Origin of the sequence: Pseudomonas sp. Sample_16, from assembly GCF_004307665.1 — a bacterium.
Taxonomy (GTDB): domain Bacteria; phylum Pseudomonadota; class Gammaproteobacteria; order Pseudomonadales; family Pseudomonadaceae; genus Aquipseudomonas.
Genome location: NZ_RCOB01000105.1, coordinates 1 through 17,899, shown reverse-complemented (window position 1 = coordinate 17,899; position 17,899 = coordinate 1). Strand labels below are relative to the sequence as shown.

General features: G+C 58.4%; 21 protein-coding genes. 10 read left to right on the top strand and 11 right to left on the bottom strand.

All coding sequences use genetic code 11. From position 1 onward, the window contains the following. Positions 1-196: 196 nt before the first annotated feature. The 3 genes from D8U69_RS15095 (at position 197) to D8U69_RS15085 (ending at position 1,238) form a co-directional block, all read left to right on the top strand. Positions 197-514, top strand: coding sequence for a helix-turn-helix transcriptional regulator (locus D8U69_RS15095; protein ID WP_056852576.1), 318 nt, complete (start codon positions 197-199; stop codon positions 512-514). A gap of 69 nt (positions 515-583) precedes the next feature. Beyond that, the gene (locus tag D8U69_RS15090; RefSeq protein ID WP_130907628.1) at positions 584-922 is read left to right on the top strand and encodes a type II toxin-antitoxin system RelE/ParE family toxin; all 339 of its coding nucleotides are present in this window, start codon (positions 584-586) and stop codon (positions 920-922) included. Then, complete coding sequence (locus D8U69_RS15085; RefSeq protein WP_130905154.1) at positions 915-1,238, top strand: helix-turn-helix transcriptional regulator; 324 nt, start codon at positions 915-917, stop codon at positions 1,236-1,238. Before D8U69_RS15090 ends, D8U69_RS15085 begins: the two co-directional genes overlap by 8 nt. Positions 1,239-1,242: 4 nt before the next feature. On the opposite strand, the gene D8U69_RS15080 is transcribed toward D8U69_RS15085, so the two are convergent. Next, positions 1,243-2,766 carry an amidase family protein gene (locus tag D8U69_RS15080; RefSeq protein ID WP_130907640.1) on the bottom strand — a complete coding sequence of 508 codons (1,524 nt, stop codon included), beginning with the start codon at positions 2,764-2,766 and terminating at the stop codon, positions 1,243-1,245. A gap of 128 nt (positions 2,767-2,894) precedes the next feature. Then, positions 2,895-3,953: an MBL fold metallo-hydrolase gene (locus tag D8U69_RS15075; protein WP_130907627.1), complete on the bottom strand. Its 1,059-nt coding sequence runs from the start codon at positions 3,951-3,953 to the stop codon at positions 2,895-2,897. Between the two features lie 214 nt (positions 3,954-4,167). Here D8U69_RS15075 and D8U69_RS15070 point away from each other — a divergent pair, with 214 nt between their 5' ends. Further along, positions 4,168-4,779: a TetR/AcrR family transcriptional regulator gene (locus D8U69_RS15070; protein ID WP_056852580.1), complete on the top strand. Its 612-nt coding sequence runs from the start codon at positions 4,168-4,170 to the stop codon at positions 4,777-4,779. Positions 4,780-4,836: 57 nt separating this feature from the next. Here the strand turns inward: D8U69_RS15070 and D8U69_RS15065 are convergent, their stop codons facing one another. Then, the gene (locus tag D8U69_RS15065; protein WP_056852581.1) at positions 4,837-5,163 is read right to left on the bottom strand and encodes a DUF2025 family protein; all 327 of its coding nucleotides are present in this window, start codon (positions 5,161-5,163) and stop codon (positions 4,837-4,839) included. A 218-nt stretch (positions 5,164-5,381) separates the two neighbouring features. On the opposite strand from D8U69_RS15065, the gene D8U69_RS15060 reads away from it, so the two are divergent. Further along, positions 5,382-6,509, top strand: a complete 1,128-nt coding sequence (locus tag D8U69_RS15060; RefSeq protein ID WP_130905158.1) for a glycerophosphodiester phosphodiesterase — start codon at positions 5,382-5,384, stop codon at positions 6,507-6,509. A 189-nt stretch (positions 6,510-6,698) separates the two neighbouring features. Then, complete coding sequence (locus tag D8U69_RS15055) at positions 6,699-7,004, top strand: PepSY domain-containing protein (RefSeq protein WP_130907626.1); 306 nt, start codon at positions 6,699-6,701, stop codon at positions 7,002-7,004. A gap of 84 nt (positions 7,005-7,088) precedes the next feature. On the opposite strand, the gene D8U69_RS15050 is transcribed toward D8U69_RS15055, so the two are convergent. Continuing rightward, entirely contained in the window at positions 7,089-8,714 is a 1,626-nt protein-coding gene (locus tag D8U69_RS15050; protein WP_130907639.1) for a methyl-accepting chemotaxis protein, read from the bottom strand. 275 nt (positions 8,715-8,989) lie between these two features. Here D8U69_RS15050 and D8U69_RS15045 point away from each other — a divergent pair, with 275 nt between their 5' ends. Further along, positions 8,990-10,012, top strand: a complete 1,023-nt coding sequence (locus D8U69_RS15045) for a transporter (RefSeq protein WP_130907625.1) — start codon at positions 8,990-8,992, stop codon at positions 10,010-10,012. Positions 10,013-10,061: 49 nt separating this feature from the next. Here the strand turns inward: D8U69_RS15045 and D8U69_RS15040 are convergent, their stop codons facing one another. Continuing rightward, the gene (locus tag D8U69_RS15040) at positions 10,062-10,499 is read right to left on the bottom strand and encodes a multidrug/biocide efflux PACE transporter (protein WP_130905160.1); all 438 of its coding nucleotides are present in this window, start codon (positions 10,497-10,499) and stop codon (positions 10,062-10,064) included. Between the two features lie 90 nt (positions 10,500-10,589). On the opposite strand from D8U69_RS15040, the gene D8U69_RS15035 reads away from it, so the two are divergent. Then, complete coding sequence (locus D8U69_RS15035; protein ID WP_056852585.1) at positions 10,590-11,444, top strand: LysR family transcriptional regulator; 855 nt, start codon at positions 10,590-10,592, stop codon at positions 11,442-11,444. Between the two features lie 124 nt (positions 11,445-11,568). Here D8U69_RS15035 and D8U69_RS15030 read toward each other — a convergent pair whose 3' ends face one another. The 3 genes from D8U69_RS15030 to D8U69_RS15020 form a co-directional block, all read right to left on the bottom strand. Then, positions 11,569-12,804 carry an RNA polymerase sigma factor gene (locus D8U69_RS15030; protein ID WP_130907624.1) on the bottom strand — a complete coding sequence of 412 codons (1,236 nt, stop codon included), beginning with the start codon at positions 12,802-12,804 and terminating at the stop codon, positions 11,569-11,571. A gap of 3 nt (positions 12,805-12,807) precedes the next feature. After that, a complete protein-coding gene (locus D8U69_RS15025) occupies positions 12,808-13,152 on the bottom strand; it encodes a YciI family protein (protein WP_056852587.1) in 345 nt (114 codons plus the stop codon). A gap of 74 nt (positions 13,153-13,226) precedes the next feature. Further along, positions 13,227-13,652: a nuclear transport factor 2 family protein gene (locus tag D8U69_RS15020; protein WP_056852588.1), complete on the bottom strand. Its 426-nt coding sequence runs from the start codon at positions 13,650-13,652 to the stop codon at positions 13,227-13,229. A gap of 141 nt (positions 13,653-13,793) precedes the next feature. On the opposite strand from D8U69_RS15020, the gene D8U69_RS15015 reads away from it, so the two are divergent. After that, positions 13,794-14,279, top strand: coding sequence for a GNAT family N-acetyltransferase (locus tag D8U69_RS15015; protein ID WP_130905163.1), 486 nt, complete (start codon positions 13,794-13,796; stop codon positions 14,277-14,279). A gap of 66 nt (positions 14,280-14,345) precedes the next feature. Here the strand turns inward: D8U69_RS15015 and D8U69_RS15010 are convergent, their stop codons facing one another. From D8U69_RS15010 to D8U69_RS15000, 3 genes are all read right to left on the bottom strand, one after another. After that, complete coding sequence (locus D8U69_RS15010) at positions 14,346-14,834, bottom strand: N-acetyltransferase (RefSeq protein WP_130905164.1); 489 nt, start codon at positions 14,832-14,834, stop codon at positions 14,346-14,348. Between the two features lie 97 nt (positions 14,835-14,931). Further along, the gene (locus tag D8U69_RS15005; protein WP_130907623.1) at positions 14,932-15,417 is read right to left on the bottom strand and encodes a GyrI-like domain-containing protein; all 486 of its coding nucleotides are present in this window, start codon (positions 15,415-15,417) and stop codon (positions 14,932-14,934) included. Positions 15,418-15,484: 67 nt separating this feature from the next. Next, positions 15,485-16,147 (bottom strand): LysE family transporter, encoded by a 663-nt coding sequence (locus D8U69_RS15000; protein ID WP_130905166.1) that lies wholly within the window; start codon positions 16,145-16,147, stop codon positions 15,485-15,487. A gap of 137 nt (positions 16,148-16,284) precedes the next feature. Between D8U69_RS15000 and alaC the strand changes: the two genes are divergently transcribed. Further along, the gene (gene alaC / locus D8U69_RS14995; protein WP_056852593.1) at positions 16,285-17,502 is read left to right on the top strand and encodes an alanine transaminase; all 1,218 of its coding nucleotides are present in this window, start codon (positions 16,285-16,287) and stop codon (positions 17,500-17,502) included. The last annotated feature ends 397 nt before the right edge of the window (positions 17,503-17,899 follow it).

Genomic DNA, 17,899 nt, shown 5'->3' with positions numbered 1-17,899 from the left:
GAAGAAATTGCTGGCTGCTTCGGCGCAGTTGAAGATCAGCGCCGATGAGCAACCTGTGGTTTGTTCACCACGCTGACGCTTGCCACCTGTCAGGTGGAAGCGTGTGAACTGAAAATTCGATTTGATTCGGGCTCAAAACAACTGTACAAAAACACAGTACATTTTGGATCAACACTCTCGAGCCCGGAGAATACCCATGGCCTCTCAAGCGATGAAAATCACCCTGGAACGTATCGCCCTTTTCCAATTCACCCCGATCCACTGCGCCCAGGCCCGAGCAATGCTGGGCTGGAGCGTGGAAGAGTTGTCGCGGGAAGCGTCGGTTTCTGTCGAAGCCATACAGCGCTTCGAAGCGCAACAGGACGTGCTGGATGTCACTCGGTTGGCCTTGGCTTACCGGTTTGAATCGGAAGGTTTGGTGTTTTTCCCCGGTTTTGCACCAGGGCGTGGGATGAATCTGAGAGGGTCTACGCCGAATCCGGTTGGGCGAGCGGATTTTGCAATGGTGGAGTGAGTAAAGGCAACGATTGACGTTTATTCCCATATAGGTATATTTTCGCATGAGTACAAGGAAGCCACTCCTGTGGGTTACAGCAGCAAAAAGGACCTCAAGCAGTTACCCGCAGATTTACAGGATGTTTTTGGTCACGCTCTCGAGTTAGCGCAAAACGGCAAGAGGCATCCAGACGCCAAGCATCTCAAGAGCTTTGGAGGTGCCGGGGTCCTTGAGTTGATTGAGGACTTCGATACGAACACTTACCGCGCCGTTTATACCGTTCGCTTCAGGAGCGCTATCTACGTTCTGCACTGTTTTCAGAAAAAGTCGGTTTCAGGCATTAAAACTGCGCAGTGCGATATCGACTTGATCAGAAAAAGGCTACAAGCAGCTCAGGATCACGCGAAAGGATTGGAAAATGATTGAAATCGAAGAGAGCAGCGGCAACGTTTACGAAGACCTTGGTATACCCCACTCCAATGAAATGCGAGTCAAGTCGCAGTTGGCGGCAAAAATTGGGGAAATCATCAAGGCTCGCCATTTGACCCAGATTCAGGCTTCAGAAATTCTGGGGCTTTCACAACCCAAGCTTTCTGAAATGCTGCGAGGCAAGTTTCGCGGGATCAGCGAATCCAAGATGATGGAGTGTTTGTTGTTGCTCGGCCGCGATGTACAAATCGTCGTCAAGTCGGCCCCCCGATCGCGAAGAGAGGGCCGGCTTGAGGTGGTCTTTGCCGAGTGAATGTCTACGGTTTGAAAGCAGGGGTCTGCCGCGCGTGTGCGGCTTGTTCATAGCCGTAAGCCAGTGCCAGAAGCTTGGCTTCACTCCATGGAGCGCCGTAGAAGAACACCGAGGTCGGTACGCCGTCTGCGTCCACTCCCGACGGCATCATGATGCCGGGGTAGCCTGCCAACGGGATGACATTCAAACCGGGGGAGCCGACATCCAGCACCAAGGCGTCGAGTTGATGGGTGTTCAGCAAGTCGTCGATGACAGAAGCGTTTTCATGGCGGATTTTTTGCCATAGCGCATTGTAAGTGCGCTCATCGAAATCGATGCTGTTGGCCGCGCTCAGGACGCTTTGCCCGTAAGCCGGATCACCTGGCGTGGCCTCGTTAAAGCGCACGATTGCGTCCAGCGTGGGAGCAGACATTGCGGTACGTGTTGCCAGATACCTCGGCAAATCACGCTTGATACCCATCCATAGCGCCTCATCTACCTGCTCCGATAACGGATCGGTAAGTTCCACGGGAATCAGGATGGCGCCGGCAGCCTGCATCACTTCCAGAGCCCTGGAAAATTGCGGATCGCTTTCAAGCCCCTCGGCGCTGGTGCCGAACTTCAATGGAAAGCCGATACGGCGTCCCGCCAGTGCATCAGTGCGCAGTAAAGCGGTGTAATCCGTTGCATCAATGACAGAAGGCTTGTTAATCGGGTCATTTGGATCGCTGCCACGCATGGCGTTCAACAACAATGCAGCATCACGAACTGTGCGAGCCATCGGCCCCGGCGTATCGAGTTTGTAGGTCACGGGAACCATGCCACTGCGACTGAGCAAGCCCACCGTGGGTTTGATACCGACCACGCCATTGAGTGATGCAGGACAGATGATCGAACCGATCGTCTCCGTTCCAACCGTCAGCGGTGCGAAACCCGCCGCGAGCGCTGCGCCCGAACCGGCGCTGGAGCCGCATGGCGTTACGCTTAACACGTGGGGATTTCTGGTTTGCCCACCTCGCCCGCTCCAGCCATCGGGAACGGCCGGATCGCGGAAGTTAGCCCATTCGCTAAGGTTGGTCTTTGCGAGAATGACCGCTCCGGCATCCCTCAGACGCTGCACGATAAAGGCGTCCTGCGCTGCAGGTTGCCCAACCAGAGCCAATGAACCGGCGCTGGTCTGCATTGAATCGGAGGTATCGATGTTGTCTTTGAGCAGCACAGGAATGCCATGCAATGGACCGCGAACATGCCCACCTTGGCGTTCCTTATCGAGGACTTGTGCAATGTCCAGTGCGTCGGGGTTCAGTTCGATGATCGCGTTGATTGCCGGCCCCTGTTTGTCCAGCCTTTCGATCCGTTGCAATAAGTGCCTGACCAGCATGACGGAGCTCAGTTGACCACGCTCCATCCTCTGGTTGAGCTCATCGACACCTAAATATTCCAGCCTGGTTTCGGATATCAGGTTATGCGCATAGGCTGCGCTAGATGCCATCGATAACAGGACAATGCTGGCTAGCCGCGTCATGCGGCCATTAAAAGATACATCCATGTACAAATCCTCTGACTGATTGCGGGTCAATGACCTCACCCGCGAATCAGCCTAAAGAATCAGTCAGATTTATCCGTCGTCTTAAATCACCAGGGCTCGTACGAAAGTTCGTCGCGAGCCGTAGCCGCTCATCCGACGCTCTGTTGCTCCTCAAACATCCGCTGTTCCACCTCCTGCCACCAGGCCCCGCCCCGTTGCGGATGCCTCAGGGAGAAGGCCTCACCCATTTGCGGCGTGGTAATCGAAATACTGCGCTCCCAGGCCAACTCCAGGATGCGGTCGAAGGGTTCGTACCAGGCGTGGGTCGACAGGTCGAAGGTGCCGTTGTGGATGGGCAGCAGCCAGCGGCCCTTGAGGTCAATGTGGGCCTGCAGGGTTTGTTCGGGTTGCATGTGCACGTGTGGCCAATCGACGTTGTAGGCGCCGGTTTCCATCAACGTCAGGTCGAACGGGCCGTACTGTTCGCCGATGCGTTTGAAACCATCGAAATAGCCGCTGTCACCACTGAAGAAGATGCGCGTGTCGCCGTCGATCATCACCCACGAAGCCCAAAGGGTGCTGTTGCCGTCGAACAGGCCGCGGCCGGAAAAGTGCTGCGAGGGGGTGGCGATGAACTGGATGCCGTCGACTTCCGTGCCTTGCCACCAGTCCCGTTGGCGGACTTTGCTGGCGTCGATACCCCATCTGATCAGCGTGTCGCCCACGCCCAGCGGAGTGAGGAAATAGTTGGCTTTGTCCGCCAGCTTGAGCACGGCCTGGTAATCCAGGTGGTCGTAGTGATCGTGGGACAGGATCACGGCTTCAATCGGCGGTAGCTCTTCCAGGCTGATGGGTGGCTGGTGAAAGCGCTTGGGGCCAGCCCATTGCACAGGCGAGGCACGTTCGGCGAAAACCGGGTCGGTGATCCAGAACTTGTCCCGCAGTTTGAGCAACAACGTGGAGTGACCGAGGCGATAGACGCTGTGGTTCGGCGCGGCAATCAGTGCCGCTTGCGTCAGCGCTTGCACGGGGACGGGTGCCGTCGGGCGGGTGTCGCGCGGTTTGCGGAACATCGCGTTCCACAAGATGCGCAGGGTTTTGCCGATGCTTAAACGCTGTATCGGCGTGTGGTTCTGGAATTGCCCTTGAGCCTGTCGAGAGGCATCAAGGGTAGACGCGTTATTCGCCGGGGAAACTGAATTGGCCATAACTGAATGACTCCAGAAAAACCGCGCGTTGGCGATTTTCCGCTTGGGACGATAAATGGCCAAGGCACGCACGCATTAGCCGAACACTCTAGTGTTTACCGCGCAGGATTAACAAAACATTACACTGCACAGTGTAGTTTCAAGGTTGCATCAATCCCGCCCACAAGTAAACTACCGAGTGTAATTTTCCTTTTCTCTCTGCCGAAGCGGATTTATGACAGTTGCACAGCGCCTGACCGACCGAAAACGCGAAGCCATCATTCAAGCCGCGATTGCTGAGTTCCGTGCCAACGGTTTCGACATCACCAGCATGGACAAGATTGCCGCCACCGCTGGCGTGTCGAAGCGCACGGTGTATAACCATTTTCCGAGCAAGGAAGAGTTGTTCGCCGAAATTCTTAATCAATTGTGGACTCGGGTGACGGCGGAGCAGGAAATGTCCTACCACCCACAACAGCCATTACGCGAGCAGATGCGCGTGATGCTGATGGCCAAGTTGCAGATGCTGGGTGATGAAAACTTTCTCGATTTGGCGCGGGTGGCCATCGCTGCCACCATCCATTCCCCCGAGCGCGCACAGAACATGGTCGCTCGAATGGGTGAGCGGGAAGAAAGCCTGACCGTGTGGATTCGCGCTGCGCAGGCCGATGGCCGATTGAAACAAGTCGACCCGGCATTTGCCGCGCAGCAGATTCAGGGAATGCTCAAATCCTTCGCGTTCTGGCCGCAAGTTTCCATGGGGCTGCCAAGTCTTTCGCCCGAAATGCAGACCACCGTCGCAGAGTCGGCGCTGGACATGTTTCTGGCCTGCTACGAGTTGCCATGAATACCGAGTCGAAGCGGGTTATGGGTTCAGCTCTGAAGCCCAGTCGACATGAAAACCTCAACCACGAACCAAACTCCGCAGCGCCGAAATCTCCGGCACCTCTCGCCGTTTCATGTAAACCCGCAGCGGTTCGGTGATGTTGATCCGCTCGTCGATGTTCTGATCGAGCAGCAATTGAATCAGCTCGCGTTTGAGGATCATGGTGCCCTCGAAGCCGGGCGCCCAGACGAATTCACTGGCGGGAATGATGCCGTCATCCGCCACGTCCCTGCCGAAAGAGTCTTCGCTGAAGCGCACGAGATAATGGCCGGTCTTGCGGTTGAGGCCTACGAAGCCTTTGAGTTGGTCAGCGGCCTGGCAGATGAGTTGGGACGTGATGCGCATGGTAAACCTCACAGTGTTTATTGTCGGTTTACACACAGGGCGAGCAATGGCTGTTTCCCTCTGCAGGGGAAATTGCCGCCAAGCGTACTGCAAACGAGCGCACAAAAACGCTGACGAAAATCAGCTTTCAATACGTTTGTGTCGGTCTTGCGATAGCGTTGATGACGCTCAGTTGCTAAAAGGGACTTCTTTGAAACCATCGCGAAAGGATCTCGAGCATGCCTGCAACCTTCACCAAAAGCGCCCTGCTGCTGAGTCTTTGGCTCGGCCTGGGGCAGGTCCAAGCCGCCAGCGAGCCCGGTCCCACAGCATTGGCCACGCGCCTGGGCATCCCGCACCCGGCGGTGATCGCCCACCGTGGCGCCTCGTTCGACGCACCGGAGTCCACGGTTGCCGCCTACAAGCTGGCCCGTGACCTGGGCGCCGATTACCTGGAACTGGACCTGCAACGCAGCAAGGACGGTGTGCTGTTCGCCCTGCACGACAACAACCTGCAACGCACCACCGATGTCGCCAGCAAATTCCCCGAGCGCAAAGACAGCCCCGCCAATGCGTTTACCATGGCCGAACTGAAAACCCTGGATGCCGGCAGTTGGTTCAACACCGCGTACCCCGATCGCGCGCGTCCATCCTATGCAGGCCTGAAAATTCTGACGCTCGATGAGATCATCGACATCGCCCAGGGCAACCCGCTGCACAAGCCAGGCCTGTACATCGAAACCAAGGAGCCCAAGCAGTTTCCCGGCATCGAACGCGATCTCAAGGACAAACTCCATGACCGCGGCTGGCTGAGCCCGGCCGGATCGAAACTGGCGAAGAGCGAGCTGGCGGTCGGTCAGGGTAAAGGCAAGGTGATCCTGCAAACGTTCGAGAAGAGCAGCCTGGAACTGCTGCAAAAGGAAATGCCCCAAGTACCGAAAATCCTTCTGCTGTGGGTGGGCGAAGGCAGCATCGAACCGAAATCCAAAGTGCCGTTTGCCGAATCCGGCGAGAAAGACAAAGCCGCTTACTACGCCAGCCAGGCACCCAAGGACAAAGCCGAATTCCAGCGCTGGGTCGACTACGCCAAAGCCCAGGGCGCGATCGGCACCGGTCCTTCCGCGACACTGACCAAAGGTGGCGATCAGAGTTACTCGGACCTGGTGCAACCGTGGATGAACCAGTACACCCACGATCAGGGACTGTTGGTGCACGTCTATACCGTCGACGATGCGGTGGATTTTCAAAAGGTCATGGATGCCGGTGTCGACGGCATTTTTACCAACCGCGCCAGCGAGTTGTTGAAGTTCTATAAACGCCCGGCCGCCGCGAGTGTCGATCAGCTGTTGAAGAATATTGGGTATTAAACCTGTGCGTGGCTTGCCCGAGATAGCCGTGTAGTCATTCAACGTTGATGTTGAAGCTGACGGCCCCATCGCGGGCAAGCCACCCTCCCACAGTGATTGATGCAAGACATCAAAGGGAATTTTAAGGGTGGATTAAGTTACCAAAGTTAACCTGATCCCACTTAAACAGCTCACACAAGGAATGAACTCATGAAGACGCTGACTGCTCTGTTCACCGCTGCCGCCCTGATGCTCACCGCCGGTTTGGCCCAGGCTGATGTTCCAGTCGACCAGATTCCTCAGTTGGTCAAGGAAGGCAAGATCAAGCCACTGGAAGAGTTGAACCAGATCGTTCTGAAACTGCATCCGGGTGCGACAATTACCGACAGTGACCTGGATAACCACTTCAACGGTTACGAGTACGAAGTCGAGTTGCGCGACGCGAAAAACGTTGAATGGGACGTGGATCTGAACGCCGCCACCGGCGAAGTCCTGAAGAACAAAAAAGACGACTGATGCACACCGCGAAGAGCCGCACGATTTGACGATCGTGCGGCTTTTTTGCGTCTGAATGATTGCTCGGGCTGACGGGCCTTTTCGTTATGCACTCAGCCGTGACGTCACCTCATTCAATTCTCCCGACAAGCCGTGCAAATTGTTGCTCGCCGCTTCCGTGCGCTGCACGTTATCCAGGTTGGTGCTGGCGATGCTGGTGATTTCGGTGAGGTTGCGCGAGATGTCCTCCGCCACCGACGTTTGTTCTTCAGCCGCCGTGGCGATCTGGCGATTCATGTCGCGGATGGCTTCCACGGCCAGCGTGATGCGCTCCAGCATGGCCCCGGCCTGGGTGACTTGCTCGACGCTTTCATCACTGCGCGCCTGACCGCTTTCAATCGCTTGCGCCGCATCGATCGCACCGGTCTGCACGGTTTGAATGATCTGGTTGATCTCGATGATCGACGCCGCCGTGCGTTGCGCCAGGCTGCGTACTTCATCGGCGACCACCGCGAAACCGCGCCCGGCTTCACCGGCACGGGCCGCTTCGATGGCGGCGTTGAGGGCCAGCAGGTTAGTCTGCTCGGCGATGCCGCGGATCACTTCCAGCACCTTGCCGATACGTCCGCTGTCGGTTTCCAGTTGGCGAATAACGGTGGCGGTGTTGGCGATTTCGCCGCGCATTTGCGTGATGGTGTGAATGGTGCCCTGCATGACTTTTTCACCCTGCTGCGCCGACTGGTCGGCATCATCAGCCGCGCGTGCTGCATCGGCGGCATGGCGGGCGACTTCCTGGGCGGTGGCGGACATTTCGTTCATCGCCGTGGCCACTTGATCGGTGCGGTTGAATTGCTCGTTGGTGCCGCCAGCCATCAAAGTGGCAATCGAATTCAGTTCGCCGCTGGCACTGTCCAGGTCCGAGGCACTGCGCTGCAAACGGCTGAAGGTTTCGGCGAGGAAATCACGCAGGGTGTTGGCGGCCATCGCCAGTTTGCCCAGTTCATCCTGACGGGTGCTGGCCACTCGCTGGGCGAAACGCCCCTGGCTGAGTTGTGCCACATACTCGATCAACTGGCGAATCGGCTCGACCAGTTTACGGTTCACCAGCCACAGACTCAGCAAACCGATCATCAGCCCCGAGGCGAGCATGATGATCAGCCCCAGCCACACGGTGCGATCTGCTGCGGCGCTGATCAACTTCGATTGCTCGTTACCCTGCTTGCGCAGTTCGCTGACCAGTTCGCTCATCTGCTCGCTGGTTGCTCGGTCGACGCCTTTGACCGCGGCGTCGCCCGCCGCCGGGTCGGCACCGGCCGCGATGTAGGCATCACGGCCCTTCTGGTAAGCGGCGCCCAACTGACGGTGCTCGTCGCGCAAGCGTTCGATGCGGGTTTTGAGCGACGTCTCGATGCCCTTCTGTCCTGCCAGTTCGCCGAGGATATTTTGCACATCACGCTGACGGTCTTCGAATTGCGACCAGTACTTGTTCAGGTCTGCCGGTTGCTTGCCACGCAGCAGGACGTTTTTCCACTCCTGCACCTGCACCTTGAATTGTAAATTGGCCTCATCGATTAACTGTGAAGTGTGCAGCGGCCCTTCGATCAGGTTGGTGTAACTCTGCACGCCGCTGGAGAGAAAGTGAAAACAGGCCAGGGCGATCAGCAACATCGCGCAAAGACTGCCGCTCAACAGGGCGAGAATTTGCGCTCTCAGGGACTTTTGCAAAAACAACATCGGAAAGTACTCATGGCAGGAATGAGACACGCCCCGGTAGGCGTGAAAGGTGTCCGGACATCCCTGTCTGCGACCTTGGCGAATGGTCAAGGGCGCGCAACTTAACTCAAGCGTGATCGGCGTGCCAGAGCGGTTCTTGAGTAAAATCCGACCGCCGGCACGGCAATCGTTTGCGCTGTATGACTGTCACAAAAACGTCATCCAGCCTTGCGATGATGCGGCTCACGTGAACCTGTAAAACCCGCGACGGGCGCCTCTCTTTGCGAGCTCTCATGAACCACAGCATCGATCAAAGCCATCGCGATCCGGATCTGTTCGGCCTGCTTTACGGTTTCAGTTTTCGCCCTGGCGAGCGCGGTCAGGAAATCGACTCCGCCAACCCCTTGCGCTGCCTGCAACAACCGGAGGACGACGAGCAGTTCCTCTGGCTGCACCTGAACCTCGCCCATGCTGCGTGTGAGCGCTGGATGAAAAGCCATCTGGAATTGCCCGGTGAGTTTTTCGAAGCCTTGCATGAAGGCTCACGGTCGACGCGCATTGAGCATGTCGACTCGGCGTTGCTGGCGGTAGTCAACGATGTGGTGTTCAACCTCAGCAGCATGGTCTCCTCGGACGTCTCGACGCTGTGGGTCTGCGCGCGCAGTCGGTTGATCATCAGCGCGCGCCTGCAACCACTGCACTCGGTGGACAAGTTGCGTTCCTCGGTGAAGGCCGGCGAACGCTTTCGCTCGCCCCTTGAATTGCTGGTGCACCTGTTGCGCGATCAGGGCGAAGTGCTGACACAGATCGTGCGCAAGACCAGCCAGAGTGTGGATCAGATCGAAGACGAATTACTGTCGTCACGCCTGTCGACCAACCGCGCCGAACTGGGCGCCAACCGTCGCGTGCTGGTACGTCTGCAACGCTTGCTGGCGCTGGAACCGGGATCGTTGTTGCGCCTGCTCAATCGCCCGCCACCATGGTTGCAAAAGGAGGACGTCAAAGAGCTGCGCAAATCCACCGAGGAATTCGCACTGATCATCAACGACCTGACGGCGTTGGGTGAGCGAATCAAGCTGTTGCAGGAAGAAATCGCCGCCAACCTCAACGAACAGAGCAACCGCACGCTGTTCACCCTGACGGTGGTAACGGTACTGGCGTTGCCGATCAACATCATTGCCGGTTTTTTCGGCATGAACGTCGGCGGAGTGCCGCTTTCCCAGGACCCGGAAAGGTTCTGGATTCTGGTGGCGCTGGTGGCGACGTTTACCGTGATCGCGGGGCGCTGGGCGTTCCGCAAACGGCGGGATTACTAAGCGCCACTTCTGTAGAGGGGCGTCGCGCTGGTGATCGCCCCTCTACAGGTTACGCGTTACACGTAGAGCGGATAACCAACCGCTCGCGGACCACGTCGTACACCCAGTGATAAAGGTAGGTGTACGGCAGGAAAAACAGCAGTACGCCGATATCCAGCAGGAACGCCTGCCACAGACTGACGTTCAACCACCACGCGATCAAGGGCACGCCAAGGGCAACCAGTCCGCCTTCGAACAGCAGCGCGTGCACCACACGGACCCAGGCGTTGTGGGCAATGGCAAAACGCTTGAGCAACCGGTCGAACAGGCCGTTGAAGATCACGTTCCAGGCCAGCGCCAGTGCCGCGATCAGCAAGGTGACCGCCCCCATTTCCAGCATCGGCTTTTCCATGATCCAGGCCAGCAAGGGCGTACAGATCAGAATGGCCAGCAGTTCGAAACCGATCGCCTGGAAGATACGTTCAGTGATGGATTTGTTGGCGCTCATGGCCAGGACTCCTTGGGTAACGATGGTTGCCATGATCTGCCAACAAACCGATACTTCATAATCAATAACCATCGATCAAGGCGATAGTTCATGGCCTCTCATGAAGTGCTGCTGGCGTTTGTCGAAGCCGCCACCCAAGGTTCGTTTTCCGCTGCCGCGCGAAAGCTGGGCCGGAGTCAGTCGACCATTAGCGCAGCTGTCGCCAGCCTCGAAATCGACCTGAACCTGACGTTGTTCGACCGCAGCAGCCGCAAACCCGGCCTGACGCCCGCCGGACGAGTAGTACTGCAACGGGCGGAAGACATACTGGCCGCCACCAGTCGCCTGGAAATGACTGCCAGCCAGCTCTCGCAAGGGGTTGAGGCGAAACTGACGGTCGCCCTTTCCGACACGTACCAGTCCGACCGCTTCGAAGCTTCGCTCAGCGCCTTCGAACAGCGTTACCCGGACCTGGAACTCGAATGCCTGATCGCCGAATGCGATGACTTGGTGGCGTTGGTGCAAAGCGGTCGGGCGCAGCTCGCCTTTGCTGAAATGCAGGACAGCTATCCGCCGGACCTGGTCAGTTCGACAGTGGACGAACGCACGGAGATTGCGCTGTTCGTGTCGCCGATGCATCCGTTGGCCGCGCTGGATCACATTGACCAGGACGTGTTGCAGCAACACCGCGAGTTGCGCCTGGCGACCATCGTCAATCCTTATGAAAGCCGGGCGAAGGGCCGCATGTGGTCAGCGCCGAGTTATTTGATGCTGTTGGAAATGGCTCAGGGTGGATTTGGCTGGGCGCCGTTGCCGCGTTGGCTGGTGGCGCGCTTCGGCCCGGGCACCTTGCAGGAACTGCACGTGCGCGGCTGGCCGAAAACGGTGTCGGTGGATGCACTGTGGTCGCGATTGCATCCACCGGGGCCGGCGGGGAGTTGGTTGTTGGGGAAGATGTTGGAGTGAAGGTCCTTCGGCCCTATCGCGGGCAAGCCCGCTCCCACAGGGATTTGTGTCGATACCAAAAGTTGTGTGCACCTCAAACCACTGTGGGAGTGGGCTTGCCCGCGATGAGGCCGGCGAAGTCACATCACTCCAACGCCTTGAGCCGCCCCTCGATAAACCGCCGCTCCGGCGCCTGCTGCGTCAACTCAAGTGCCCGCTCATAGGCGGCCCGCGCCTGCTCCACCCGCCCCAGCTGCCGGCAAAACTCCGCCTGCGCCGAATGTGCCAAGTGGTAATCGAGCAAATCACCGCGCGCCAGAATCGCCTCGACCAGGATCAAACCCGCCAACGGTCCATCGCGTTTGGAAATCGCCGCCGCCCGATTCAACTCGATCACCGGCGAAGGCACTGCCCGTAGCAACACGTCATAGAGGCCGACGATCTGCTCCCAATCGGTTTCATCCACCGAGGGGGCCTCGGCATGAACTGCGGCAATCGCCGCTTGCAGGCAGTAGGGGCCGAATCGGCGACTGCTCAACGCCCGCTCCACCAGCGCGCAACCTTCGGCAATCATTGCGCCGTTCCACAACGTTCGGTCCTGCTCATCCAGCAAAATCAGTTCGCCGCTCGCAGACGTTCTGGCCACCCGCCGCGACTCGTGCAACAGCATCATTGCCAGCAAGCCCATGACTTCCGGTTCGGGCAGCAATTCCATCAGCAACCGGCCGAGGCGAATCGCCTCGCGGGTAAGGTCTTCGCGGGTCACCTGTGCGCCGATAGACACCGAATAACCCTCGTTGAACACCAGATAAATCACCCGCAGCACGCTGTCGAGGCGTTCGGGTAATTCCGCCAGAGAGGGCACCTGATAGGGAATTTTTGCGTCACGGATCTTTGCCTTGGCGCGCACGATGCGTTGGGCGATGGTGGCCGGCGCCGAGAGAAAGGCTCGGGCAATTTCTTCGGTGGTCAGGTCGCAGACTTCCCGCAGGGTCAACGGCACCTGGGCATCCGCCGCCAATGCCGGGTGACAACAGGTGAAGATCAGGCGCAAGCGATCATCTTCCACGTCTTCGTCACTCCAGTCCGCCTGCTCCAGCGCCTCCAGTTGCGCTAGCAACAATGGCCGCGAAGCATTGAACCGGGCACGCCGACGCAACACGTCGATGGCCTTGAAGCGCCCGGTAGACACCAGCCACGTACGTGGGTTGTCCGGCACGCCGTCCTGTTGCCAGCGTTCGACCGCGACGAAGAACGCCTCGTGCAAAGCTTCTTCGGCGAGGTCGAAATCGCCGAGCAAGCGAATCAACGTTGCCAGGATGCGCCGCGAGTCTTCACGATAAACCTGTTCGACCCGCGCCTTGACCGCTTGCGCCACCATCAGTCAAGGATTCAACTGGCGCACGGGGCGCACTTCAACGCTGCCGACCCGCGCCGCCGGGATGTTCCCGGCGACCTGGATGGCTTCGTTGAGGTCCTTGGCATCGATCAGGTAGAAACCGGCCAACTGCTCTTTGGTTTCGGCGAACGGGCCGTCGGTGATCGACATTTTGCCGTTGCGCATGCGCACGGTGGTGGCGGTCTGCACGGATTCCAGCGCCTCGGCGGCGACCATCCGGCCACTGCCCTGGATCGACTCGGCATAAGCCATGCACTCGGAGTCGTGCGGGCTCTCCGGCAGCGAATGCAGCAGGTGCTCATCGCTGTAGACCAGGCATAAATACTTCATCGCGTTCTCCTTCATCGAACGGATCAACTATGGCCGCAGATCGGCACCTTGGCGTTGTTTGCGATAAAAAAATCTCAGGGCTTGAGGTCGAACAGCGGTGCACCGGTTTGCATGTCGAACGGTGCCGACCAGTGTTCATGGACGATCTGCCACAACCCCGCTTCCTGCCGGTAGCACTGCGAGACGCGCATCCAGCAGGCCTGGGTTTCGCCCTTGTCGTTGGTGCCGCCGCAATGGGCCAGCCAGTGGGCGAAGGCGATTTCCTGGGACGGTTCGATGGTGACTTCGTGGAACTCGAAGATGTGCGGGCCGGGGCACATTTGCATGCACTCCTGCCAATGGGCGCGGTAGGCGGACTTGCCCTTGAATTGCAAAGCCTTGACCGCGTCGAAGGAGACGATGTCATCGGCATACAGCGCCATGACTTTATCCACGTCCTTGGCCATGACGGCCTGGCGATAGCTTTCGATGAGGTTCTGGATCTGGGTTTGCGAGTTCATGGTGGTTCTCCGTGGTTTTTGTTGGAAGACACCCATAGTCGTCTGGCGATCCGCTGAATCGACAGGTGAAATAAAAATAATCCAATCCACCGGAATCGCTAGAATCCGGGGTTCTAATCATGTTGGAAAAAGGACCGTCCCGTGACAACCCGACTCATGCCATACGAAAGCCTGAATGCGCTGCAGCGCCAACAGATCGAGGCCATTGAAGTACATCCCGAGCAGATAAAGTTCTGCGGCGACATCCACGGTGCATTGCACACCTTGTTGTCCAAGCCCGGCCCGGGGGTCAAAGGATTTGCCCTGCTGGCTGAAGACATTCCGGTGGCCTTCCTGCTGCTCAAGCGCCCCCCGGTATTGCCGGAATGGGCCAATGAACACAGCGCCACCCTGCATGCCCTGCAAGTCGACCAACATTCGCAAGGCAAAGGCTACGGCAAGGCCTGCCTGCAAGCCTTGCCCGAGGCTGCGCGCCAGGCTTGGCCGGAGATCAAAGGGTTGGAATTGTCGGTGGATGCGGACAACGACACCGCCATTGCGCTGTATGCCAGGTATGGTTTTGTCGACAGTGGCGAGGCGTACAAGGGGCGGATCGGGTATGAGCGGCGGATGGGGTTGTTTTTCTAACCGGGGATCAATACAAAACCAATGTAGGAGCGAGCCGGCTCGCTCCTACAGGGGGTTGCGTCGGATTTAGAGATTGAGAGCCATCTCGTGCCATGCCATGCCACCGTGGTCGGACGCCGATGGCTTGATGTAGGCAAAGCCGAACCCGGCATACAGCGGGATATGCCGCTCTTTGCACATCAGGTTGATACTGGCCTTGTTCAGCGCGCGCATGCGCTCGATGAACTCGCCCATCAAGCGTTTCGCCAAACCCTGCCCCTGATAATCCGGATGCACCACCACCGACATGATCACCACGTGCGGTCCGGCCGGGTCGTGGCCAATCAGCTCCTTGAACGCCTCGTCGGACATTTCCACCTGAAATGCCGCACCGGAGTTGATGAAACCGGCTACCACGCCATCCACTTCAGCAACGATGAAACCCTCAGGCCAGGTGGCGATGCGGGTGGCGATTTTTTCCCGGGTGGCGGCTTCGTCGCCTTCGTAGGCAACGGTTTCGATGGCGTAGCAGCGGTCCAGGTCAGCGGGCGTGACATTGCGGATGACGGTGTTCATGGCAGCTCGGAATCAGCGAGGGAAAGGCCGGGATCATAAATCAGCGGCTGCGCGACATCGAGAGACGAATCTACCGATCTACTCTCCGATGCCTCGATTACGCCTTGATCGGCAGCCAGATTTCCAGCTTGCCGGTGTTGAGCTTCGGGTTGAAATCTTCGCTGTAGCGCTCGAACTCCGGAGCGGCCAATTGCTCGTGTCCGGACTGCGGCAACCACGTACCGTGGATGTACTGGAAGGTTTGCGGCAGGTCTTCCAGCGCACCCTTGTGCTCGAACACTACGTATTGCTGGGGCTGGACCTCTACCCAGCGGTACGTTTCCGGCAAATCGTCGAGCTTGCTGATCTCGACGCCGGCGATGTAATCGAAACCGCCCTGGCCATCGAAATTGCAGCAGACACCGTAGGTCACTTCGCCTTTTTGCCCTGGAACATTGCCAATATGGGGGATAAATTTTTCCCAGAGATCGGGAATGCCCTTCACGGTTTGCTGGGTAAATTTTCCGCCAAGCCCTGCAATCAGCAGAAAGTGCCCGTGCTCAATGCGGGGTTCGGACACCTCAACACGTGTTTGTTCATCCATGACTCGACTCCTGGCGCTTAAAAGTGGGTTTGGCAGGGAGTATAGAAGCCAATCCCGCATCGCCAAGTTACAAGGCGTGCAACTGCTCGACGGCGCCAGAGCCCACAAACTCGTTGTAGCCAGACAGGATCACGTAGACGGCGAAGTAGCAGAAGATCGCCGCCGATGCCATGTAGGAGTAACGCAGCAATTTGTCGCCGAGCAACTTGCCACCGTGGCTCGCCGCGAAGCACACGCCTGCGCACCACAGCAGCCCGGCGCAGAGGAAGCCGCCGAGGAACAGCGCCGAACTCAACCCACCCCCGCCTCCGGAACGGGCGATCAGCGTGCCGCCCACGGCCGCGAACCAGAGAATGGCGCTGGGCGACGACATGGCGAGAAAAATCCCGCGAAAGAATTCCTTGCGATGGGAGTTGTGGCCGACTTCAGCAGTCTGCGCCAACAGCGCCTCATGGTGGATCGCCGAGTAAATCATCTTCGCCGCGAAGTACACCAGCAGCGCCGAACCGCCGATCCACAACACCCAACGGACGGTTTCGTATTGCAGCAAAACGGTCATGCCGGCCAGCGCCAGCACCGCGTAGACCAGGTCGCCGACACAAGTCCCCAGGCCCAGTGCAAAGCCTTGAAAATAGCCGCGTTGCATCGCCAGGGTGATCATCGCGATGTTGGCCACGCCGATGTCCAGGCACAGCGAAAGGCTCAGCAAAAAGCCACTGGTGAATTCCATCGTTCCATTTCCTTCGGAAAAATTTGTTTACAAGGAGGCTGGACAGTCTGCCACAGCTGGTCGTACATTCCGCCACAGGTCACCACAGACCTGCGTCGCTCGGACGGTTCCGGGCGCTTACGTTATCCGAGGCAACAATGGCCGAACAAGGTTCGCCGCGCCGCTTTGCGCGCATAGATCGACTCCCCCCTTACGTTTTCAACATCACCGCCGAGCTGAAGATGGCCGCCCGTCGTCGTGGCGAAGACATCATCGACTTGAGCATGGGCAACCCCGACGGCGCCACGCCGCCGCACATCGTCGACAAACTCGTCACCGTCGCCCAGCGCGAAGACACCCACGGTTACTCGACGTCCAAAGGTATTCCGCGCCTGCGCCGGGCGATTTCCAACTGGTACAAGAATCGCTACGAGGTCGACATCGACCCGGAAAGCGAAGCCATTGTCACCATCGGTTCCAAGGAAGGCCTGGCGCACTTGATGCTCGCCACCCTCGACCAGGGTGACACCGTGCTGGTGCCGAACCCGAGCTATCCGATTCATATCTACGGTGCCGTGATTGCCGGCGCCCAGGTGCGTTCGGTGCCGCTGGTGCCCGGTGTGGACTTCTTCGCGGAACTGGAACGCGCCATTCGCGGCTCGATCCCGAAACCGAAGATGATGATTCTCGGCTTCCCGTCCAACCCCACCGCACAGTGCGTGGAGCTGGATTTCTTTGAGCGGGTGATCGCCCTCGCCAAGCAGTACGACGTGCTGGTGGTGCATGACCTGGCCTACGCCGACATCGTCTACGACGGCTGGAAAGCACCGTCGATCATGCAAGTGCCGGGCGCCAAGGATATTGCGGTGGAGTTTTTCACCCTGTCCAAGAGCTACAACATGGCGGGTTGGCGCATCGGGTTCATGGTCGGCAACCCGGAGCTGGTCAACGCCTTGGCGCGGATCAAGAGCTACCACGACTACGGCACCTTCACGCCGCTGCAAGTGGCGGCGATTGCCGCTCTGGAAGGCGATCAGCAGTGCGTGCGCGACATCGCCGAGCAGTATCGGCAGCGCCGCAATGTGTTGGTCAAAGGCCTGCACGAGCTGGGCTGGATGGTGGAAAACCCGAAAGCGTCGATGTACGTCTGGGCCAAGATTCCAGAGGCTTATGCGCACCTGGGCTCCCTGGAGTTCGCCAAGAAACTGCTGGCCGAGGCCAAGGTCTGCGTCTCGCCGGGTGTGGGTTTCGGCGAGTATGGCGATGATCACGTACGCTTTGCGCTGATCGAAAACCAGGACCGGATTCGCCAGGCGGTGCGCGGGATTCGCGGGATGTTCAGGGCGGATGGCTTGGCCCCGAAAACCAACGCCTGACACAAAACCTGTGGCAACAACATTCCTGTGGCGAGGGAGCTTGCTCCCGCTGGGCTGCGAAGCGAACCCCAAACTGGTCACCGCGGTTCTTCTGGCATAACGCGTTAGCCGATTTTACGACGGCTACGCCGCCGGACGGGAGCAAGCTCCCTCGCCACAAATGCATCGACTGACAGAAATTTGTTTCACCCACAAAAAACCGCAGCGATGCGGTTTTTTTGTGCTTGATCGTTCCCACGCTCTGCGTGGGAATGCATCCCGTGACGCTCCGCGTCACAGTGGACGCAGAGCTTCCATGGCGACATTCCCTCGCGGAGCGTGGAAACGATCAGTGCAGTGTGTTTAGACGAACAGCGACAACAACAGGATAAAGCCCAGGCCCACCACCGACAGGATG